The organism is Spiroplasma ixodetis (assembly GCF_040369795.1).
GTDB classification, from domain to species: Bacteria; Bacillota_I; Bacilli_A; order Mycoplasmatales; family VBWQ01; genus Spiroplasma_E; species Spiroplasma_E ixodetis_B.
On the sequence record NZ_AP028955.1, the window covers coordinates 979,937 to 1,001,866 of the forward strand.

The 21,930-nt window shown below is 24.6% G+C and carries 29 protein-coding genes and 1 pseudogene; 8 read left to right on the top strand and 22 right to left on the bottom strand.

Going from position 1 to position 21,930, the window contains the following annotated elements; genetic code table 4:
* Positions 1-6: 6 nt before the first annotated feature.
* A complete protein-coding gene (gene tsaD / locus ABWV63_RS07010; protein WP_353307213.1) occupies positions 7-945 on the bottom strand; it encodes a tRNA (adenosine(37)-N6)-threonylcarbamoyltransferase complex transferase subunit TsaD in 939 nt (312 codons plus the stop codon).
* On the bottom strand, positions 920-1,747 hold the full coding sequence (locus ABWV63_RS07015; RefSeq protein WP_353305763.1) for a purine-nucleoside phosphorylase: 828 nt from the start codon (positions 1,745-1,747) through the stop codon (positions 920-922). The genes tsaD and ABWV63_RS07015 overlap by 26 nt, the downstream gene beginning before the upstream one ends.
* 597 nt (positions 1,748-2,344) lie before the next feature.
* On the opposite strand from ABWV63_RS07015, the gene ABWV63_RS07020 reads away from it, so the two are divergent.
* Positions 2,345-2,767: a hypothetical protein gene (locus ABWV63_RS07020; RefSeq protein WP_353305764.1), complete on the top strand. Its 423-nt coding sequence runs from the start codon at positions 2,345-2,347 to the stop codon at positions 2,765-2,767.
* Between the two features lies 1 nt (position 2,768).
* Here the strand turns inward: ABWV63_RS07020 and ABWV63_RS07025 are convergent, their stop codons facing one another.
* Together ABWV63_RS07025 and ABWV63_RS07030 are read right to left on the bottom strand one after the other, a co-directional pair.
* Positions 2,769-3,080: a hypothetical protein gene (locus ABWV63_RS07025; RefSeq protein ID WP_353305765.1), complete on the bottom strand. Its 312-nt coding sequence runs from the start codon at positions 3,078-3,080 to the stop codon at positions 2,769-2,771.
* Positions 3,081-3,209: 129 nt separating this feature from the next.
* Positions 3,210-3,560: a hypothetical protein gene (locus tag ABWV63_RS07030; RefSeq protein ID WP_353305766.1), complete on the bottom strand. Its 351-nt coding sequence runs from the start codon at positions 3,558-3,560 to the stop codon at positions 3,210-3,212.
* 333 nt (positions 3,561-3,893) lie between these two features.
* Here ABWV63_RS07030 and ABWV63_RS07035 point away from each other — a divergent pair, with 333 nt between their 5' ends.
* Genes ABWV63_RS07035 through ABWV63_RS07045 form a run of 3 tightly spaced genes read left to right on the top strand, consistent with a single transcriptional unit; the run spans position 3,894 to position 4,746 of the window.
* Positions 3,894-4,067 carry a hypothetical protein gene (locus ABWV63_RS07035; RefSeq protein ID WP_353305767.1) on the top strand — a complete coding sequence of 58 codons (174 nt, stop codon included), beginning with the start codon at positions 3,894-3,896 and terminating at the stop codon, positions 4,065-4,067.
* Positions 4,052-4,300 (top strand): transposase family protein, encoded by a 249-nt coding sequence (locus ABWV63_RS07040; RefSeq protein WP_353305768.1) that lies wholly within the window; start codon positions 4,052-4,054, stop codon positions 4,298-4,300. Before ABWV63_RS07035 ends, ABWV63_RS07040 begins: the two co-directional genes overlap by 16 nt.
* A 38-nt stretch (positions 4,301-4,338) precedes the next feature.
* Positions 4,339-4,746, top strand: a complete 408-nt coding sequence (locus ABWV63_RS07045; protein WP_353305654.1) for a transposase family protein — start codon at positions 4,339-4,341, stop codon at positions 4,744-4,746.
* Positions 4,747-4,932: 186 nt separating this feature from the next.
* On the opposite strand, the gene ABWV63_RS07050 is transcribed toward ABWV63_RS07045, so the two are convergent.
* The 14 genes and pseudogenes from ABWV63_RS07050 to ABWV63_RS07115 all read right to left on the bottom strand — a co-directional run bounded on the left by ABWV63_RS07050 (position 4,933) and on the right by ABWV63_RS07115 (position 16,882).
* Positions 4,933-5,061 carry a hypothetical protein gene (locus tag ABWV63_RS07050; protein ID WP_353305769.1) on the bottom strand — a complete coding sequence of 43 codons (129 nt, stop codon included), beginning with the start codon at positions 5,059-5,061 and terminating at the stop codon, positions 4,933-4,935.
* Positions 5,062-5,166: 105 nt separating this feature from the next.
* A pseudogene (locus ABWV63_RS07055) lies at positions 5,167-5,436 on the bottom strand (IS3 family transposase); the annotation flags it as partial.
* Positions 5,437-5,663: 227 nt separating this feature from the next.
* Positions 5,664-5,966, bottom strand: coding sequence for a transposase (locus ABWV63_RS07060; protein WP_353305770.1), 303 nt, complete (start codon positions 5,964-5,966; stop codon positions 5,664-5,666).
* Between the two features lie 57 nt (positions 5,967-6,023).
* Complete coding sequence (locus tag ABWV63_RS07065; RefSeq protein ID WP_353305771.1) at positions 6,024-6,269, bottom strand: hypothetical protein; 246 nt, start codon at positions 6,267-6,269, stop codon at positions 6,024-6,026.
* A 14-nt stretch (positions 6,270-6,283) separates the two neighbouring features.
* A complete protein-coding gene (locus ABWV63_RS07070; protein WP_353305772.1) occupies positions 6,284-6,919 on the bottom strand; it encodes a DDE-type integrase/transposase/recombinase in 636 nt (211 codons plus the stop codon).
* Between the two features lie 41 nt (positions 6,920-6,960).
* Complete coding sequence (locus ABWV63_RS07075; RefSeq protein WP_353305773.1) at positions 6,961-7,167, bottom strand: hypothetical protein; 207 nt, start codon at positions 7,165-7,167, stop codon at positions 6,961-6,963.
* Between the two features lie 794 nt (positions 7,168-7,961).
* Positions 7,962-8,882 carry an ABC transporter permease gene (locus tag ABWV63_RS07080; RefSeq protein ID WP_353305774.1) on the bottom strand — a complete coding sequence of 307 codons (921 nt, stop codon included), beginning with the start codon at positions 8,880-8,882 and terminating at the stop codon, positions 7,962-7,964.
* Positions 8,848-10,926 (bottom strand): hypothetical protein, encoded by a 2,079-nt coding sequence (locus tag ABWV63_RS07085; RefSeq protein ID WP_353305775.1) that lies wholly within the window; start codon positions 10,924-10,926, stop codon positions 8,848-8,850. Before ABWV63_RS07085 ends, ABWV63_RS07080 begins: the two co-directional genes overlap by 35 nt.
* A complete protein-coding gene (locus ABWV63_RS07090) occupies positions 10,919-12,499 on the bottom strand; it encodes an ABC transporter ATP-binding protein (protein ID WP_353305776.1) in 1,581 nt (526 codons plus the stop codon). The genes ABWV63_RS07085 and ABWV63_RS07090 overlap by 8 nt, the downstream gene beginning before the upstream one ends.
* Before the next feature lie 17 nt (positions 12,500-12,516).
* The gene (locus ABWV63_RS07095; protein WP_353305777.1) at positions 12,517-13,824 is read right to left on the bottom strand and encodes a BMP family ABC transporter substrate-binding protein; all 1,308 of its coding nucleotides are present in this window, start codon (positions 13,822-13,824) and stop codon (positions 12,517-12,519) included.
* 333 nt (positions 13,825-14,157) lie between these two features.
* Positions 14,158-15,513, bottom strand: a complete 1,356-nt coding sequence (locus tag ABWV63_RS07100; RefSeq protein WP_353305778.1) for a BMP family ABC transporter substrate-binding protein — start codon at positions 15,511-15,513, stop codon at positions 14,158-14,160.
* Between the two features lie 113 nt (positions 15,514-15,626).
* Positions 15,627-15,767: a hypothetical protein gene (locus ABWV63_RS07105; RefSeq protein ID WP_353305779.1), complete on the bottom strand. Its 141-nt coding sequence runs from the start codon at positions 15,765-15,767 to the stop codon at positions 15,627-15,629.
* A 39-nt stretch (positions 15,768-15,806) separates the two neighbouring features.
* Positions 15,807-15,938 carry a helix-turn-helix domain-containing protein gene (locus ABWV63_RS07110; RefSeq protein ID WP_353305780.1) on the bottom strand — a complete coding sequence of 44 codons (132 nt, stop codon included), beginning with the start codon at positions 15,936-15,938 and terminating at the stop codon, positions 15,807-15,809.
* A gap of 578 nt (positions 15,939-16,516) precedes the next feature.
* Positions 16,517-16,882: a hypothetical protein gene (locus ABWV63_RS07115; protein ID WP_353305781.1), complete on the bottom strand. Its 366-nt coding sequence runs from the start codon at positions 16,880-16,882 to the stop codon at positions 16,517-16,519.
* A gap of 655 nt (positions 16,883-17,537) precedes the next feature.
* Between ABWV63_RS07115 and ABWV63_RS07120 the strand changes: the two genes are divergently transcribed.
* A complete protein-coding gene (locus ABWV63_RS07120) occupies positions 17,538-18,632 on the top strand; it encodes an IS3 family transposase (protein ID WP_353305782.1) in 1,095 nt (364 codons plus the stop codon).
* A gap of 26 nt (positions 18,633-18,658) precedes the next feature.
* Here the strand turns inward: ABWV63_RS07120 and ABWV63_RS07125 are convergent, their stop codons facing one another.
* From ABWV63_RS07125 to ABWV63_RS07140, 4 genes are all read right to left on the bottom strand, one after another.
* Positions 18,659-19,606 carry a type I phosphomannose isomerase catalytic subunit gene (locus ABWV63_RS07125; protein ID WP_353305783.1) on the bottom strand — a complete coding sequence of 316 codons (948 nt, stop codon included), beginning with the start codon at positions 19,604-19,606 and terminating at the stop codon, positions 18,659-18,661.
* Positions 19,607-19,715: 109 nt separating this feature from the next.
* A complete protein-coding gene (locus tag ABWV63_RS07130; protein ID WP_353305784.1) occupies positions 19,716-20,561 on the bottom strand; it encodes a PTS fructose transporter subunit IIC in 846 nt (281 codons plus the stop codon).
* The gene (locus ABWV63_RS07135) at positions 20,555-20,809 is read right to left on the bottom strand and encodes a hypothetical protein (RefSeq protein ID WP_353305785.1); all 255 of its coding nucleotides are present in this window, start codon (positions 20,807-20,809) and stop codon (positions 20,555-20,557) included. The genes ABWV63_RS07130 and ABWV63_RS07135 overlap by 7 nt, the downstream gene beginning before the upstream one ends.
* 33 nt (positions 20,810-20,842) lie before the next feature.
* Positions 20,843-20,974, bottom strand: coding sequence for a hypothetical protein (locus ABWV63_RS07140; RefSeq protein ID WP_353305786.1), 132 nt, complete (start codon positions 20,972-20,974; stop codon positions 20,843-20,845).
* A gap of 91 nt (positions 20,975-21,065) precedes the next feature.
* On the opposite strand from ABWV63_RS07140, the gene ABWV63_RS07145 reads away from it, so the two are divergent.
* Genes ABWV63_RS07145 through ABWV63_RS07155 form a run of 3 tightly spaced genes read left to right on the top strand, consistent with a single transcriptional unit; the run spans position 21,066 to position 21,918 of the window.
* Positions 21,066-21,239 (top strand): hypothetical protein, encoded by a 174-nt coding sequence (locus ABWV63_RS07145; protein ID WP_353305787.1) that lies wholly within the window; start codon positions 21,066-21,068, stop codon positions 21,237-21,239.
* Positions 21,224-21,487: a transposase family protein gene (locus ABWV63_RS07150; protein ID WP_353305788.1), complete on the top strand. Its 264-nt coding sequence runs from the start codon at positions 21,224-21,226 to the stop codon at positions 21,485-21,487. The genes ABWV63_RS07145 and ABWV63_RS07150 overlap by 16 nt, the downstream gene beginning before the upstream one ends.
* A 23-nt stretch (positions 21,488-21,510) precedes the next feature.
* The gene (locus ABWV63_RS07155; protein WP_353305789.1) at positions 21,511-21,918 is read left to right on the top strand and encodes a transposase family protein; all 408 of its coding nucleotides are present in this window, start codon (positions 21,511-21,513) and stop codon (positions 21,916-21,918) included.
* The last annotated feature ends 12 nt before the right edge of the window (positions 21,919-21,930 follow it).

A 21,930-nucleotide genomic window follows, 5' to 3' on the forward strand; every position in this document is an offset into this window, starting at 1 on the left:
TCACCCTTACTTATGTTCAATTTGATAACTTGCAATAATACCAATCATTGCTGCATTATCAGTACAGTATTCTAATTTTGGAACAATTATTTTTAAATTTGGATATTTATTTTTTAAATCTAATACTGCTAATCTTAATTGCTGATTAGCACTAACTCCTCCTGCTAAAACTAAAGTTTTTGGATTATTTTTTTTTAATGCTAATTCAATTTTGTTAATTAACACTTGAATAACTGTTGTTTGAAAAGAAGCTGCAAAATTATTAAATTGTAACTTACCTTTTTCTTTATTTATCAAATTAGCACATGCTGATTTTAAACCACTAAAACTAAAATCTAAACTATTATCATTTTTAGGTAATGGTAATTTATAAGTTGGCTTTCCCAATTTAGCACTTCGTTCAATTTCAGGACCACCGGGATATTTTAAGCCTAACATTCTTGCGACTTTATCATAACATTCACCAACAGCATCATCTAATGTTTGACCAAGTATAGTGAAATTTAAATGTTCATTTGCCGACATCAACTGTGTATGACCACCACTAACTAATAAACCAAGTACTGGAAATTCTCATTCATTATTAATTAAAGAAGCATACAAATGTCCATACAAATGATTAGATGGAAGCAATGGCTTTTCTAAATAAGCAGCGATAGTTTCTGCTATAATTTTACCTACGTGTAAACAACTAGCAAGACCAGGAGTATTAGTATAAGCAACAAAATCAATATCCATAATTGAAATGTTAGATTTTTCAATTGCTGTTTGTAAGACAGTAGCGATATTTTTACTATGAGCTCGTGCTGCTAATTCTGGAACAACACCACCATATTGTTGATGAATATTAATTTGTGAAGCAATAATATTACTTAAAACATTTTTATCTTTAATAACAGCAACACTAGTTTCATCACAACTAGTTTCTATTGCTAAGATTATCATCAATATCCTCTTCTTTATAATAAGCAACTGCTGATTCTAAAACTAAAATCATCATTTTTTTAAAACTAGTTTCGCGTAATGTTGCTGAAATCGATTCACCGGTAATAAAAGAATCAGAAATCGTTAATAAACAAGCAGCATTTTTTTCTAAATGTTTTGCATTAGCAAATAAAGCAAAAGATTCCATTTCTACTGCTAAGCATTTGCTAATTAAAGGATTGGTTTTATAATCATTATCATTAATACGATAAAATACATCACTTGAATGAATTAAACCTGATCTTAAATTTATTTTTTCACTTACTATATACGAAGAATTTTCATTTTTTTGCTGATCAAATTCATTATCAATTTTTTGTGCCACTTTATTAATAATTTTGCTAATATTACCAACAGATTCAATTTGATTTTCATCAATATTAGCAGCATATTTAGCGAAAGTAGATTCACTATATACTTTATTAGTATTAATAATATCATAAACTTTAACATCTTTTTGATATGAACCAGCACTACCAACACGAATAATACAGTCAACATCATAAAATTTAAATAACTCATATGAATATATACCAATTGAAGGCATACCCATACCACTAGCAGCAATAGTAATATTATATCCTTTATATTTTCCAGTAAACATTAGCATATTACGAACATTATTTACTTGTTTTCAATCTTGTAAAAAATTAGAAGCAATGAATTGAGCACGTAATGGATCGCCTGGCATAATTACTACTTTTGCAATTTGATCAAGAGCAGCTTTAATATGAGCTGTTGGAATTTTTTCTTTATTTTCCATATATTCTCCTTTTTTTAAATAATAATAGTTATTATAATATATTGTTAATTTAGTAACAACATTAATATTTTTAATGACTGGTTTTATTTTAAAAATTAAATTTAATTTTACAACTTTTCATACTAATTAAAGAAAATAAAAAATAATCTAAAAAAGTTTAATCAACACCTTATTAGTTTTTTTAGTATAATTTACTAAAACTAAATAATGTTTAGTTTATATAAAAACTCATTACTTTATTTTAAAGTAAATGAGTTTTTATTTTAAAAAGGTGGGAAACATAAATGTTTAAAAATTTAACTAAAGGAAATAAAAAAGAAATAGAAGAATGCCAAAGAAAAATGAAAAATTCTTCTTAAAATTAAAAATATTTAAAACAAAAAATATATTTTTAATGAGAAAAATTAGGGAGATTGTCGAAAATCCGGAATAAATTAAATTATTGTAATCTTATTATTATGTTAGACAAGAAATAATTTAGATTTTTATGAAATTGTACTTAAATAATATATTTTTTTTAAAATATTGCAAATAAAATACTTATAATTAAGTTATCTAGGTGTTAAACTTATTCTAAAAATTAAGGAAAATTTAAAGATGAAACTTAAAGCAATTAAAAAATTACAGTTAATAACTGTATTAATATTTTTTTTAACTATTTTAATAACTATTACTGCTTTAATATTAATTGGTATTTCAAATTTTAGTTATAATAATTATGAACAGATTAAAATTACAAATGGATTTAATATTTTAAAAATTTATAGTACATATTTTATTTTATGTCATTGTGCAAATCATATATGTTTATTTCATATTTTTCAAAATAATCATAATTATTATAATTGAATTCAATTGCAAATTGGAGTTATTTTATTAATAATAGTGATGCCGATTTTTATATTTATAATTATAACATTAACTTTTTTCATTATTGGCTTAAAAAGAAAAATAAAAAATAATAATTTTTGAGATGCTATTGCAAATTGTGAAATAATAAGTAATTATTACATTCATTAAATTATGTTTCTAAATTTATCTTATTACATTTAAAAATAACCATTTTAATGTAAATCAAAATATTATATGTTCTATTACCAAGCATTTCTTTTAAAACATGTCAAATATTAGTTTCTGTAAAACAACCAATATTTCACTTTTCGCCTTGATTTTCAATGCCTTGTTTATTATTTTTGAAATACTGTTTTTTTAATTTTTTATGATTATCTAATTCTTTATATAAATAATTAATTAATTGTTCATATTGACCATTATTAATTAAATTTTTACAGTGATTATATTCTTTTAAATATTTTCCTTTATTTCCGACCATGATTCCAAGATATAATGTTCTAATTAAATGAAATTTATCTAAAACAAACTGTGCACCTAAATAATCTGCTACATCTTTAATTCATCCTGCGCTATCTCCACAAATAATTATTTTGGCTTGTTCAATATTTTAATAAAATTTTTGACAATGATCTTTAACAAATTCAGCAGTTTTTTTAACTCCAATTGCTGTTCTTGTTGGTCTTATAATCGCTTTTACTCTTTTATTTTGTGCTTTGTGATTAATATTATCTGTATATGTTACTATTAATCTAATAGATTGTTTTATACCCTTACGTTTAAAATTTCAAAATTTTAGATGAACATCATCAATCGCTACAAAAATAGGTTGATTTTTTTCTAATTTTACTTTAACTAGGTTTGCTTCAAGTATTTCGAAATTTTTAAAAACTCTATGAATGCTACTAACACTAATACATTTTTTTACAAATAGCACAAATATCATGATATCTTTTGCCATCTGCAAAATTTTCAATAATATTATCTTCAATATCTTCACCAATTCTTTTATATTTAGGTAATTGTAATATTTCATCAACTAAACAAAAACGAATTCATTTTTGTAATTCTTCATTAAAATATTCATAAATTCTTCTTTTATAGCTAACTAAAGTAATGTTTACTTATATCTTGAAAAAGAAAATCAATCGCTTTTTTAATATTTGGTCAATAATTCGGTAATATTTTTCTTATATTAGACATATTCCGTAAATAAATTTTTTAAAAGTCAATTAATAATTTAAAATTTATTTTATAATTTCTTTATTAATAAATTAATAAGGTGTTGATAAAAATGAATTTTGAAAATTTAAAAAAAATAAAAAATGAACAATTTTATAGATATTTTGGTATAAAACGTTTTCATTTTGATGAAATGTTAACAAAATTAATTGAAATAGAAAATTTAAAAAAACTAAAGGTAGAAAATATAAACTTTCAGTTGAAGAAAGATTGATGATGACTTTAGTATACTGAAAAGAATATTATACTTTTTTCCAAATGAGTATTAAATATAAAATGAGTGCATCAAGTTGTTTTCGAAATATTACTTGAGTAGAAAATAAACTTAGTGATGACAAAGATTATCAGTTTTTAAAAACAAAATATAAATCAAAAATTGAGAAAAAAACAAGAAGATTTAAATGAATTTCAATTTTATTTAATTGATTCAACTGAAATTGAAATTGAAAGACCAAATAAAAAAACTACAGTTAGAATATTTTTCTGGTAAAAGTTGAATGTTTTCTATAAAATTTCAAATTATATATGACTTTTTTAATAAAAAAATTGTTGATATTTTTGCTGATAATGGAAAAGTACATGATTTTCAAATATTAAAAAATTCAAATCTTGAATTTTCAGAAAAAACAATAATTATTGGTGATTTGGGATATCAAGGAATACAAAATATTTATAAAAATACTATATTACCAATTAAAAAAACTAAAAATAAAAAATTAACTAAACAAGAAAAAATCTACAATAAAATTATTTCAAAAATTAGAATTAAAGTTGAACATGTTTTTGCTTGATTAAAAAGATTCAAAATTTTAATAAATAAATGTAGAAAAAGTATATTTAGACTTATGTACTTAAGATTTAACTTACTTTGTGAAATTTTTAATAAAACAAAACCATTAAAATAAAAAAATATTAAAAATATTTTTTTAAAAATTTAAATTTTTATCAAGTTAATATAAAAATAATATTAACAATTTTTGTGTTTGAAATATAAATTTATTTTTAAAGTATTTTTTTAAAAATATTAACTTCTATAATTATTAACAATAAAAAATTTATAAATATTATTATTGACAATTGATTAAATTTATTTACGGAATATGTCTTTTATATAAACCTCCCTCTTTAAAAACTTTTGTTAAATCTTCAGTATTTTCTAGTAATAAATCTACTGCTTTTGATATTGGATCATTATTATTAATATTTTGTTTTTTAGACATACGTAACTCACTCTTTCTATTTATTTAATTTTATTTACTATAATTAATTAAACATAGTTATTTTTGTAAGTTACACAGATTACTAAACTGGAATGGTAACCTTTTTTAGGACTGTTTTTTGGTAGACATTTGTGCTTGGTATTTTATGGGGGTTAAGTAGTTTAGAGTGCTGTGGATTCTTATGTTGTTGTATCAATTGATACAATCAAATAATTCTAATTTTAATTGGATTAATGATGTAAAATTTTTATCATTAATAAATTCTGTTTTGAAAGTTGCTTCAGCAAAAGCGTTATCATAAGGACAACCTTTTTTGCTTAAAGAGCGGGTAATATCTAAGGCTAATAAAAGTTTATCAATAGTTTTATTATTAAAGGCTTTTATCCCTTTATGTACTATTTTTAAATTTTATCACATAAATGGAGATAAAAGCCTATATAGGAAATTATCCCCACATCTATCTAAATCAAACACAAAATTATAGTTTCAAAACTAGGTATCTTATTGAATTTATATGCAGTTTCTTTTGCATATAAATGAATATTGTGTTTTGAAGCTTTTATCTGTGTTTGGAAAGTTCGTCGGATATGTTTTCATTCAGATTAAATCTGGTTTGTGTTTACACCTGTTGATGACACATACCCAACTTCATGATTTACGATTTCATGTTTGTGATAGAAGTTTTTGAAACTTCCATATCCCTTCCAAGAATCCGTAAATAGACAACACCCAGTAGAAATGTGTTTCAATGCAAATCATAAAAGGTTTTTCTCATCTGCTTTTTTCAATACTTTCACAATTAGTTTGTTGCTGGCTTTCTCATCAACTCCAACAATCAAGGTTTTATTCAACAATGATCTTTCTTGTTTTTTAAAACCTACATGTGAAAGATACATTTCATCCATCTGTGCTGTGCCATCATCAATGAACCCTACATCTTGATTCCAAATTCTAGTTCTGATTTAATGACCCATTCTTCAATCTGTTTTATATGTCACACCCAATTCCCTTGCAACATCTGTTGATGGTATACCATGCTTTGTGTTTATTCATCTAAAGATGAGATAAAACCAAGATGTCAAAGGTGTTTGTGACTTGTGAAAAATGGTTTCATGAAGAATACTAAATGTTTGATGACATTTCAAACATCTTATTCTTCTCAAATCAGAAACATTCAAACTAGAAGAAGCGCACCTGATACATTTCATTACTTTCAACTTCGCTATATATTTCAAACAATCGTTTTCATTTTGAAATATGCTATTGAAAAATTATTTCAATTCATTTTTTCCTCGACACTAGTACATGTGGTGATAATTTTCTTATTAAATTCATTACCGCGATCGCTATGAAATATTTGAATATCTTTTAAACAACGATTTGAGCACATAAATGCTTGATATAATAATGATGCATCTTTTTTAGTACCTACACTATGTCTAATAATTTCGCGATTGTACAGGTCGATTAATAAGCAAATATAGTTTCATTTACCATTAACTTGAACATAAGTTAAATCACTAACAATAACTTCGTTTTTAAGCCTATTATTAAAGTCTCTATTAACAAGATTAGTAATTTGACTATCATTGACTTTATTATGATAATTTTTGTATGATAATTTAGTGTATTTTGATATTAAATTATGTTTATTCATAATTTTTTTAATTTTTCGTCTTGATAAATTAATTTTCTTTTCTTTTAGAACAACTTTTAATCTTCTTGTTCCATAAGCTTCTTTATTTTCTTTAAAAGCGCTAATAACAGCTTCATCATACATATTATTTTGAATTTTATCTTCTTTTTTCTTGAAATTAAAATAATATGTTGATTTAGAGATTTTTAAAAAACGACACATTGTACGAATTTTATATTTAACTTTATTTTTAGTAATAATTTCTATTTTCTGCGTATTATTAGTGCTGCTTGCTTTAAAATATCATTTTCCATTCTTAATTGTTTTAATTCTTTTCTTAATTTAATTAATTCATTTTCTTCAACAGAACGGTTATCTTTGGTTTTAAAACTGCCTGAATTAGTAAATTGCTTAATTCAATTATAAGTAGCTGCTCTTGTAACATTGTACTCTTTAGCAAGACAAGACACTGACTTACCACTTTGATATAAAGCTGCTATTTGTTTTTTTAATTCATCTGAATATGGGTTAATATTGGCCGTAATTATAATTCCTTTCTTTTAACTAATTTGTTCACTTGTCTACGTAATTAGTATCCAATAAAGTGTCACCCATCCACAGATTGTAATTCTCTTTGTTTTTGCTTTTCTTGCTTATTAACTTGGTATCTTTTTTTATCATATTCTCTCCTCCTTGCTTTCACTTCAGGCCTTTGTTTATATTCTTTTTGCCTTTCTTTATTGCGTTGATATCATAATTTACTATTTTTTAGTTCCAGTTCTTTATTAAGTTGATATCATTTTTTTCTATATTCTTGTTGCCTTTTTTTATTGCGTTGATATCATTTTTTTTATATTCTCACTGCTTTTCTTTAATAAGCTGATATCTTTTTTTATCATATTCTCTTCTCCTTGCTTTCACTTCAGGCCTTTGTTTATATTATTGTCTTTTTTCTTTATTTTTTTGAAATAAATAAGGTACATTAATAACTATACTTTCATTATCCATATGCTTTGCTCCCCTCTATAAACATAATTAATTTAATTTAAACTTTTACCACATTTTTCTATCTATCAAAAATTATATTTATTTTTTTTTGATAAATAAAACTTTATTATTGTGAATTTTTTTCAAATTCTTAATAAAATAACCATAAAATTTTTTATTTTTTATTATATTTTTAATTAAGTCTTGGAAAATATTACTAAAAAAGTAAAATTTAATTTCAAAATTAATTCATCATTAAAATTATTAATAACTAATTTTATCGTTTAGATTTATTGAAAGCAATACCCAATGCTTTTGGTGTTTTACTTCATTTTGATGTAAACACTAAAACTAATAAAGATGTTACAAAAGGCAATATATTCCATATATCAGAATTACTTGATATTCATTGAGGAATATTTGGTAAAAACGTAATTCTGGCACCTGTTGTTTCAACAATAGCAAATAAGGCAGCACCAATTGTAATCAATGGTACCCTTCATTGTCCAAAAATTAAAATAGCTAAAGCAATAAAACCATTTCCACTAACTGTCCCACGAAAAGTTTGACTAGCATACATTGGAAAAATACCACCAGCAATTCCTGCCAAAAAACCAGATAATAATACAGCAACATATCGTTGTTTAATAACATTAATTCCCGCAGCATCAACTGCATTGGGATTTTCACCAGTCGCAACATGATGTAATCCTCATTTAGTATATTTCAAAATAATAGCAATACTTACTAAAAATATAATTGCTAAAAATAAATATAAATTAAAAAATTCATTATTACCAATTTTTGGTAATTGATAAATATTTGTTAATGAAATAAAACCATTATTCCCTGGTAACTGAACAACAAAAACTGCAATTGCTGCTGCTAAAATATTAATTGCAACGCCAGAAATAATTTGATCAGATTTTAAAGTAACTGATGCAAAAGTATGGAAACAAGCAAATCCCATTCCCGCTAATCCACCTACTAATAAAGCAATAATTTGTGATCAATTACCTCAATTAACACCTATATTTTTCCCAAATGAAGAAAAAGCAAGAGCACCAATTGTCATCATTCCTTCAATACCAATATTAACAACACCAGCACGTTCTGAAATTAATCCAGATAATGCACCAAGTACTAAAACAACAAAAATTAAACTAGAATGTTCAAGAATTATTTTGAGTGCTTCCATTAACTTTTTCTCCTGTTCTTTCGGTTTTTATTTTCATAATTGCTTGTTGTTCATTTTTAAATATATCAGTAAATTTATTAATAAAAGTTGTCTTTTCAATTTCAGCTTTTTTAGTAAATTGTTTGGTTAATATATTAATATTACTATTAATTGGGATAATTTGACTTTTTAATTGCTGTTTGTTAATTTTATAATTTTTAATTAACTCTTTAATATTATTTTTATAATTAGTTTGAAGTTGATGTTTTGCTAAAATTAATTGTTTTTTTATTTTTTTATCGTCAGTTTTAACTTTTTGATTTTTTAATGACTTTAATTCATCACTTAATTCTTGTTTCAATTTATTAATTTCTCGATAAAGATTTAATTTTAAGTCTTTTACTCTTGACTTATCTAATATTGCTTTTTGTTTTTTTAATAATGTTATTTCTCGAATTAAATCTTGCTTATAGTTATAAACATTATTTTCATATTTCATTTTTTCATTAATATACATATTTAAACTTTCACCATAAATCGTTTTTATTTCTTGTTGAAAATTATTTCAATTACCAATTTTACCTTTTTTTCAAATTGCATTATATTGTTTATATATATAATGATTTAAAGCTTTATTTTCTTGGAAAAATTGTGCTCAATTAACACCAACTTTATCATTTTTATTATTAATAACTGCTTGTAACTGTAAGTTGATATCACTATTAACTTTATTAATTTCTTGCGAAAGATTTTGTTTTAAATTTTTAACTTTTGACTCATAATCTGATAGTGATTTATTATATTCTATCTTTAAGTGATTAATTTTAATATTTTTTTCTTTAATTAAATCTGATTTTAACTTATTATATTGTCTCTTTATTTTAAAATTTTCAATAAAATGATAGTACATCTTGGCAATAAAACTATTTGTAACTTTTCGTTTTTCTCCATCAAGGGCTATATTTAAATAACGAATTAAAAATTTAATTGGCTGTAAACGAGATAATAAAACTGCACAGGCAGCTGAATAAATAATAACACCAAAAATAATATCACCAGTTGCTGTTGGTAATGTTAATACTGAACCAATTGAACCACCGCTCTTAATTAAACCTCAAAGAAAAGCAGAACCCACAACACCTATTGGATTAATTTGACCAACTAAAGCAACAGCTATACTATCAAAACCAATAGTCGGCAAATCATCAGTTAAAAAACTAATTGAAGGATTTTTGGCAATGTAATAAATAACAGCCATTACTCCTACTAATGCTCCTGAAATAACAAATGATGTTATGCAATAATGTTTATGATTAATACCACTATAAACAGCAGCAAATGGATTTAAACCTACTGTTCGAATTTTATAACCTAAAGTTGTTTTTTTCAATAAGAATCAAACTGTTATTATTAAAATAATAGAAATTAATAATGGTATTATACAATTATAACCATTAATACTCATACTCATACTATCATGAATAGTTGCTGATGTTCCGTGATCAGCATCATATAAATCTTTATCGATTTTAAATAGTCATTTTACTAAATATCAAATTGTTCAATTTAATAAAATAGAAGTAACAACCTCATGAACATTAAAAAAAACTTTTAATAACACTGTTACCAACGCCACCAATATTGCTGCTAATACTCCAGCAAAAAACGCGCTAATTATAGCTAATGGTTGTGATAAGTCATAACGAACACCAATTGCGATAACAACAGCTCCTGCTGCTAACATTTGACCAGCAACTCCAATATTAAACATTCCTGAGCGGAAAGAAATAACTAGTGCTAATCCTGCTACAATATAAATTGCTCATCAAACTAAAGTATTATCTCAATTATTAGCTGGCCAACTTGTAAAAGCATATGTTAATAACAACTGAAAATAAGTAAAAGCATTTTGACCTGAACCAATTATAACAAAACAAGCAATAATTAATCCAAAAATAATGGCAAAAATTGAACCCTTAAATTTAGTAAGACTACTATTCATTTCTTTTGAACCAAGATATAAACGACTTCGTCGTTTTAAAAATCATGTTTTTTGTTTAAACATTATCTTCATTTCCTTCCATTAACATTTTTTGTCCCACCATCATTAATCCTAACTGTTCACGAGTAACGTTTTTAGCGCTAACATTACCAGTAATTTTACCAGCATGTAAAACAACAATTCGATCTGCTAATGACATAACTTCTGATAATTCATAAGAAATTAATAATACTGCATTACCTTCATTTTTTTCCTCAAGAATACGACTATGAATATATTCAATAGCGCCAATATCCAAGCCACGTGTTGGCTGAGCAACAACTAAAATTGTATGTTTTCTTGTTAATTCTCTACCAACAACCGCTTTTTGTTGATTACCACCCGACAAGCCTCTAACTAAAGCAAAACCACTTTTACTACCACGAACATCATAATTATTAATAATATTTTGTGCATAATATTGAATAGCTTTACTGCGAATCAAACCATGCTTAGAAAAAGGATATTCGCTAATATTTTGTAAAACCATATTATCAATAACATTATAATCTAAAACAAGTCCATATTTATGACGATCTTCAGGAATATGACTTAAACCACTTTTATATAAACTTTGAATTGAACTGTGTTTCATATTCTTATTACCAAAAAAAATATCACCTTTTTCTGGCTTAATTAAACCAGTAATTGCTGAAATTAATTCGGTTTGACCATTACCTTCAATACCGGCAATAGCCACAATTTCTCGTGACTTAACTTCTAAACTAAAATCAGAAAGACCCATTATTGATTTCTTATTACCAATTTTATGAACAAATAAATTATCAATTTTTAATAATACTGGTCCTAATACAACATTACCTTGATTTCTAATATCAACTAAATCTCTACCAACCATCAAAGTAGCAATTTCTTCTTTAGTTTTACTCTTAGATTCAAAAGTTTCAATAACTTTACCTAAACGAATTACTGTAACATTATCAGCAACTTGTTTAACCTCTTCTAATTTATGACTAATAAAAATAATAGTTTTACCATCACGTCTAAGTTCTTCAATAATTGTTAATAAACTAGTAATTTCTTGTGGTGTTAAAACCGCGGTTGGTTCATCAAGTACAATAATACTAGCGCCACGATAAAGAACTTTTAAAATTTCAACACGTTGTTGCATACCAACACTAGCATTCTCAATTTTTAAATTAAGTTTAATGTCTAATTTATATTTTTTTGAAATTTCTAAAATTTTAGATTTTGCTTTTTTATAATTAATTCACTGTCATTTATGAACTGGTTCACTACCTAAAATAATATTTTGTAAAATAGTGAAGTTATCAACTAATTTAAAATGTTGATGTACCATTCCAATACCTAATTCACCTGCTCTAATTGGTCCTGATATTACTACTTCTTTACCATTAATTTTAATAATACCTTTTGTTGGTTGATATAGTCCAAATAAGATTGACATTAGTGTCGATTTACCTGCACCATTCTCACCAACCAAAGAATGAATTTCTCCTTTTTTAATTTTAATAGAAATATTATTGTTAGCAATAATAGTATCTAAAAAAACTTTAGTAATACCTTCCATTTCAACAGAATATTGTAAGTTCTGTTTTTCAATATTTACTTCCATTTTATCACCCCTCTTAATTATTTAAATGGATCATATTCTTTTTTAATACCATTAATTCAATAATGTTCTTTTAAATTGAGTACTTTTTGTCATCCAGCAGAAATTTTATCTAATCAATTAGTAGTTTCTGTCATTAATGGTGTGTAAATATCTTTATCACCATCTTTAATTGCTTTATTTGGTGCTATTCCAGTAAAATTAGGTCCACCTCTGTATGGTGCATCATCAATAAATGTTTGATCGGCAGTTGGATCAGTTGGATGCACTGGATTCTGATTAGTTTTACCAACTGATTTTCAGAGCATAAGTTTAATTGAACTAATTAAATCTTTTTCTGCAGAAGTAATAAACCTATATGCATATTGTGGATATTGAAGTTGTTGATCTGTATCAACACCAATAATTTTACCTTGACCAGATTTTTTTAATGATGATAAAGTATCTTCGGTTTGTGGTCCTGCTACTGGAAAAATAATATTAGTTTTTTGTCGAGCAAGATCATCATTAATTGCTTGTGAACCTTTTGAACCTTGAGTAAAATCAGCACTAAATTGAGTGCCTGAATTTATAAATTTAATATTTGGTAATGGTTCTTTAAAATCTGAATTTAAAATTTTAACCCATGATATTAATTTTTCTTCATCTTCTTTGTTTTTAAATTTATTATTAAAAAATTGTATGGCTCAATAATAACCATACATATAATTAGTAACTGCCGGAATATCAAGTCCACCATAGGTTGACATTTTTAAATTATCAAGGCCACCATATTGATTAGCATGCGCAATTAACCATATTGCCCCCGCCAATCCGGATAAAAAACCTGATTGTTCTGCTTTGTAAAGTAAGCCAGCCAATTGTTTATTAGATTTTGGTACTTCTTTATTTGGAGTATCACCATCAATAAAAATAAATTTCACTTTATGTTTTAAAATAGTATCTTGTGCTTTAACCAAAGCATTATGATGTAAAAATCCTGAAGCAATAATTACTTTACTATTTATGAAAATGGCTTTATTATATGATGTCATTAAATCATCAGTATTAGTTGATTGGGGATTATCTCAAGAAACCTCAACTCTTTTATTTTTATATTGAGGATCAACATAATCACTATGTGTTCAATCATTAAACTCTTGTTTAAACTTGAGAGCAGCATTATATGATGATTCATTAAAAGAAGCATCATTAATAGTATGTCCATCAGTTACAACAGTTATTCGATAAATATTTGGATCATTAAACTGACTATTGCAAGCAATGATTGGCAATATCATTATTGCTGATAATGATATTGCACTAAATACAGTAAAAATTTTACGCATACTATTATATTCCTCCTACAATTATATATAAATATTTATATAAAAAAAATATAAAAAAAGAAAGCAAAAAACATTGCTTTCTTAATTCAATTATTCAAAATAAAATAAAACTGTGTATAAATAAATTTTGAAAATAAATAGGCGGGAATAACTTACTATTAAAAAATACAGTATATATGTATTTAATATTAATTATTTTCTTATTTTCACAATTAACTCTAAACACTAGTTTCTCCTTTAATGGCATAACTACCATTATATAAGATAATAAAACTTATTCTTTAAAAATTCAAGAATAATTATAAATTTTTTAAAATATATAGTAAATTTTTATTAAAACTGTGGTTTATACTTTTCAACACTTTCATCAACATAATTTTTTCAAACATTTTCTCACTTATCACGAGTAGAATCATTAGCTAAATCAGCAACTAATTTATTATAAGCATCAGTTACCTTTTGTGCTAAACGTCAATAATCATTACTATCAATAATTAAGTTATTATAAATAGCACTAATAGAATCATTATTAGCAATTCCAAGATATTGCTGACCACCTAATGCTGGTTGTGGTATGATACCATCAAAGTATTGTTCACCATTAATAGGTTTAATAACTGAATGTTGATCATCATTATTATAATCTAAATTAAAAGAATGTCATAATCAAGTATTAACTGACTTATGAATTCCTTTTAAAGCTGATGTAATAAAAATATCTTTAGCATAACTATATTGAACACTTTGATCAACATCGACACCAATAATTTTTGCTTTGCTATTAGTAGTAGAGTTTTTAACAGCTGATACTAAATCAATTGTTTGTGCTCCTGCAACAGGCATTACAATATCATCTTTATATCCATCAATTAATTGTGAAGTTATTGCTTTTGATGATTTTGTACCAGATTCAAAACTACCTGTAAATTGTTTAGCAATTTTATCAAAATGAATATCAAATTTATTAGTTCATTTTTCAATTTTTTCCTTACCCTCTTTAATTCTAATGGCATTAGTCATTTCCAATAAATTATCATTGCTATTACGATATTTATTAAAATAATATACGCCTCAATAATAACCCATCATATAACTAACAATAGTATCAGCTGGTAAACCACCAAAAGTTGACATTTTTAAAAAATTATCATATGTTTCGTGATTAGCAGCTAATCATATTGCTCCTGCTAATCCTGATAAAAACCCTGATTGTTCTGCTGAATAACTTAAACACGCCACATCAACTGGTTTTTCTAATTTAGCATCAACTAAAATAAAACGAACACCTAACTTTTTATATTGATTTTTAATAGCTGGTGTTAATGCACCAAGATGATTAAACCCAACAACAATAATTGTTTTAGCACCAGCAAATGTTGCTAAATTATAATTATTTTGTAAAGTTGAAACAGTACTATCTCGTGAAATAATTCAACGTGTTTTCATTTTTTTAGTTTTTCAAACTTCATTACCGAGTAAATTACTAATCATAATACGATTATCATTAAATGTTTTAGTAAACTCTTTTGAACCTTCTAATACTTGCTGATTAAAAGCTTTATCAAATAAATCACCACCATCAGTAATTATTCAAATATCACCAACACTAGGAATACTACATCCAATTAATCCTACTGATGAACTATTTATTAACAAAGTAATAATTAATAATTTTAAAAAATATTTCATAAATTTCTCCTATAAATAAAAAAATGTACTACAGTAAAAATATTAATATTTATTTACAATTTTTTTATACTTTATTTTTACCATATTTTTAATCAAAATTAATAATTACTCTATTATATGATTCGTGCACAATGAACAGGATTATATAAAATATTAGTTTTTAATTGTGAATTAGCCATTAACAGTTTAATAAATAGTTCAAAATCATTTTCTTTTAATACAAAATCATGCGTAAAACCTTTTATATCATTCATATCTGCTAATAATGCTAAAATAATTTTATGAATTATTCCTTATGAAGAATTTTTAGCATTACTATCAATTCTACTAATTGTTGCTTGACGAACACCTACTAATTTCACCAAATATGCTTGCGTTCAACCAAGTCTTAGACGTATACGCCTAATTTCTACTTCAATTGCCATTTTATTTCCCTCTCTAATTTTAGTTATTCCCAAACTTATTATGTTATGAAAAATTATAAAAATGATAAATTTTATTCTATATTTGCATAAAATATACTAAAATTAATATGGTGATACAAAATGGAAAATGAATTAATTAAATACTGAACAAAAAAAAGTTTTTTTTATGTTAGCGTTTTGTGATTAATTGTTCAAATTATTTTTATAATAATAGGTTCAATTTTAATAAATACTACTAGCAAAAAAATAATTAATATTTTATTAATAGTTGGCATAAATAGTTTAATTCTATTAATTTTGTTTGCTTTTTCTATTAATCATTATACTTATGAAACGGTTTATCAAATTAAAGTCAAAGGTAGTACTTTTCAAACTAAATTTTATCGTTATCTAATTATTCTATTTAGTTTTGGTTGATTAATTTTTTTCATTTTAAATGCATTATTTATGTTAGTTGAAACTGCCGTTTTTAAAAGCAAACTTGATTATTTTAATAATTTAAACGATCATTGATGAATTTTACTTATTGTAACAATATTTAACGTTTTAATTATTAGCATACATCGACAATTAATGCATTATACATTAACAAATTTACAATTACCATGAAGTAAATATATAAATAATAAAAAGTAGATATAATCTACTTTTTCTTTGCATCTCATAAATTTATAATGTTTTTTTGCACTAATTAAACCAAATAATGATCCACAAGCAACGAAAACATCATTCAATCCAATAAAAACAAATGATAATCCTAATACTAAAGTTATTACTCCATTGCCAATACTAACAATAATTAATGGTAATAATGTAACAACAATTGAAGCAACTCCAATTACTAAACTAAGAATATAACCAATTCTTTGTTCAAATGCTTTTCTTGAATTTATCATAACTAAAATAAATATAAGAATACCATAAGTTGTTAGACAAACTATCAATATAATTCATCCTAATCATTGAATAGTACTTAATCCAGAATCAAAAAATTCTTGTAATCCTTCTCCAAACTTCCATAATAATTAATAAGAACTTTCCATTAATCCTTTTAAAGAAATCATAATTATAGAAATAACCATTACCGGCATTAATGTTGTCAAAAGTAGATAAATACCAATGTTAGATAATGTTTTTGAAAATTTTAACATCCTTTTTACCTCTTTATAATTATTATTTCGCAATATTTATAGTAAACTATTCGTACTTTATTTTTAACATCTTATGCAAAAAAAAATAAAATCTATAAACAATAATTTTATTTATCAATCATTTTCAAAATTATTAAAAACTAAATGTAATTAATAATTAAGTATCTAATTTTACATTTATCTTAACATTTAGCCAATATAAATCAACAATAATACGTAATTTAAATAGTTAAAAATAATTATATATTGTCTTTTAAATTTTAAAAATAAATATATTATAGACATATTCCGTAAATAAATTTTTTAAAAGTCAATTAATAATTTAAAATTTATTTACGGAATATGTCTACTCTTTCTATTTATTTAATTTTATTTACTAGAATTAATTAAACATAGTTATTTTTGTAAGTTACACATATTACTAAACATTACCTATAAAATTCGTACAATGTGTCGTTTTTTAAAAATCTCTAAATCAACATATTATTTTAATTTCAAGAAAAAAGAAGATAAAATTCAAAATAATATGTATGATGAAGCTGTTATTAGTGCTTTTAAAGAAAATAAAGAAGCTTATGGAACAAGAAGATTAAAAGTTGTTCTAAAAGAAAAGAAAATTAATTTATCAAGACGAAAAATTAAAAAAATTATGAATAAACATAATTTAATATCAAAATACACTAAATTATCATACAAAAATTATCATAATAAAGTCAATGATAGTCAAATTACTAATCTTGTTAATAGAGACTTTAATAATAGGCTTAAAAATGAAGTTATTGTTAGTGATTTAACTTATGTTCAAGTTAATGGTAAATGAAACTATATTTGCTTATTAATCGACCTGTACAATCGCGAAATTATTGGACATAGTGTAGGTACTAAAAAAGATGCATCATTAGTATATCAAGCATTTATGTGCTCAAATCGTTGTTTAAAAAATATTCAAATATTTCATAGCGATCGCGGTAATGAATTTAATAATAAAACTATTGATAAACTTTTATTAGCCTTCAATATTACCCGCTCTTTAAGCAAAAAAGGTTGTCCTTATGATAACGCTGTTGCTGAAGCGACTTTCAAAACTTTCAAAACAGAGTTTATTAATGATAAAAATTTTACATCATTAATCCAATTAAAATTAGAATTATTTGATTATATCAATTGATACAACAAAATAAGAATCCACAGCACTCTAAACTACTTAACCCCCATAAAACACCAAGCACAAATGTCTACCAAAAAAACAGTCCTAAAAAAGGTTGCCATTCCATTACCGGAAGCAATGATTAGTTTCAAATTAAAATGTGGATATGATGGAGGAATCAAACTATTAAATAATTTAAAATTAATAATTTTGGCAGTTTCTTTAGGTGGAGTTGTGTCATTGATTGAACATCCTGCTTCAATGACACATTCTACTTATAATGCACAAGAATTAGCAGATGCAAATATTTCAGAAGGTCTTGTTCGTCTTTCAATTGGTATTGAATATGTTGAAGATTTATGAAATGATTCGGAACAAGCATTAAAAAAACTATAATAATTATTTATATATAAAACAATTTATTAGCAATATGCAACCATCAATAACATGTTTCCACTTAAACAAAAATCATTATAACCATTTGGTAAAATAAATGATTCACCTTTTTTAATACTAGTATCATCAATTATACCATTACCATCCAATACTGAGATTTGCAATCATCTAGTATTAGGATAACTATAATGCTTAATTCCCTCATTAATTAATTTAATTAACTTAAAAAACTTATTATCAACTAAATAATTATCATGACCATTAGCTTCACTGCTATTTAAATCAGGAGCTAAAACAATAGTTGATGCTTCTTTCAAATGCAAATTTCTTAAATTACCAAGTTCATCTTTACGACCATAATCATATAAACGATATGTAATATCTGATGATTGTTGGAGTTCAAAAACCATAGTATGTGCCAATAAGCCATGAATTTTTAGAGAATGAACATAAATAAATTGATCTTTTTTAATTGGAATATATTTTAATAGTTTATGTCATTGTCCTTTTGCCAATCATTGATTAAACTGATCTTTGGTTTTAGCATTATGACCCAAAATAACTTTACCTTTGGGTAAACATTCTAATATATACCAACATTCAGTTTTTCCTAAACATTGATGATTTTTTTCTGCGAATTTATCATCAGGGTGAATTTGAACGCTTAAACTATCATTTGCGTCTAAAATTTTTGTTAACAACGGATATTCTTTATTAATCACATTACCTGAACTATCAAGATTAGCAAATAAACTGGGTTGCTGTTTAAACAATTCTGCTAAACTTAATCCCTTATACTCGCCATTTAAAACATAACTCATTCCATTGGGATGAGCACTAACTAATCACGCTTCACCAATTGGTGTATTTTTAGGTAAATCAAAATTAAATTTGTGTGCTAATTTTTGACTACCTCATAATTTGCGAATAAAAGCAGGTTTTAAAAAAATTATTTGTGATGTGCTATTATTCATATTCACTCTCCTAAACTTTGATTATTTGTTCAATTAAACTTTATTTTTACTATTTTTAGATTTAGATTTTTTACTATTAAATATTTTCATGATTCTTTCGTTCATTAATTTAAAAAACCTTAATATTACGTGATTGAATAATTAATAATCCACCATATACTAAACAAGTAACAATACTTCCAACAATAATGGCTGAAAAGAATAAAAGAATACTTACCCAAAGCACATAATTAACTGAACTAACTGCACCTAAGATAGCAACAATAGGACCACCATGACCCGCAGCATCAGTTAATAAAAAAGCACCAGCAATAACACCAGCAACAGCGCTACCAATAATATTACTAATAATAGCACGTTTTGGATCTCTTACTGCAAAAGGAATCGCACCTTCAGAAATACCAATACACCACATTAACATTGCTGTTAAACCTAATGTACGTTCACTTTCATTAAATAATTTACGAAAAATCAAAGTTGTTAAACCCATTCCAAGTGGTGCAACAGGAATAGCCGCAACTACTGCTCCCATAAATAATTGTGAACTAGGATCAGCAGTTATCGTTTTTGAAGCTGCTAAAAAAGCAACTTTGTTAATTGGATCACCCATATCAAATCTAATCACGGCTCCTAGCAACATTCCAATTGCTGCCATTGCTTCACGTGGCATGTGGGTTAACCCATTTTGAAATTGTTCCATTATTCAACCAATTGGAGCTCTAATTGCATAAATAAAAGTGAAACTAATTAAAAATGTTACTACAATATGAATAAAGAAAATGGGCATAATTGGAGCAATAGTCTTTGGTACTTTTCAAGTAATAATTCATCTTACTAAATATCCAACACTTGGACCAATTAATAATGCTCCTAAAAATCCAGCAGAAACCTTTGGCTCTAAACCAGCAATTGGATAAAATAATCATGCTGTATTAGCGACATATGCACTTACCATTGCCGGAAACAAGGCGGCACTACTGCAATTAAATTAGCGATAAAAACAGCTAAAATTGGAATCATTAATGTAAAAGCAATACTTCCAGCTTGATTCATAAAATAAAGAAAATGATTGTGTGGTAACTTGGAAATATCAAAATCAGCACCATAAACTGCTTTAGCAATACCAATTGATAATGCTAACATAATTCCACCAAAAACAACAAATGGAAACATATAGCCAACACCAGCCATAATATGTTTCATAATTCCTTGTTTATCAGTAGTAAATAAATCAAATTATTTATTTACTTTTTCCGCTTTTTGTCCCAATTCTGACTTGTTTAATTCATAAGGTTTTGCGTTAGCGAAAGCATCATTAACAATACTTTCAGGATTTTTAATAACTTTGCTAATTTCCACTTTAGACATATTCCGTAAATAAATTTTTTAAAAGTCAATTAATAATTTAAAATTTATTTTATAATTTCTTTATTAATAAATTAATAAGGTGTTGATAAAAATGAATTTTGAAAATTTAAAAAAATTAAAAAATGAACAATTTTATAAATATTTTGGTATAAAACGTTTTTATTTTGATGAAATGTTAACAAAATTAATTGAAATAGAAAATTTAAAAAAACTAAAGGTAGAAAATATAAACTTTCAGTTGAAGAAAGATTGATGATGACTTTAGTATACTGAAAAGAATATTATACTTTTTTCCAAATGAGTATTAAATATAAAATGAGTGCATCAATTTGTTTTCGAAATATTACTTGAGTAGAAAATAAACTTAGTGATGACAAATATTATCAGTTTTTAAAAACAAAATATAAATCAAAAATTGAGAAAAAAAAAGAAGATTTAAATGAATTTCAATTTTATTTAATTGATTCAACTGAAATTGAAATTGAAAGACCAACTAAAAAAAACTACAATTAGAATATTTTTCTGGTAAAAGTTGAATGTTTTCTATAAAATTTCAAATTATATATGACTTTTTTAATAAAAAAATTGTTGATATTTTTGCTGATAATGGAAAAGTACATGATTTTCAAATATTAAAAAATTCAAATCTTGAATTTTCAGAAAAAACAATAATTATTGGTGATTTGGGATATCAAGGAATACAAAATATTTATAAAAATACTATATTACCAATTAAAAAAACTAAAAATAAAAAATTAACTAAACAAGAAAAAATCTACAATAAAATTATTTCAAAAATTAGAATTAAAGTTGAACATGTTTTTGTTTTATTAAAAAGATTCAAAATTTTAATAAATAAATGTATAAAAAGTATATTTAGACTTATGTACTTAAGATTTAACTTACTTTGTGAAATTTTTAATAAAACAAAACCATTAAAATAAAAAAATATTAAC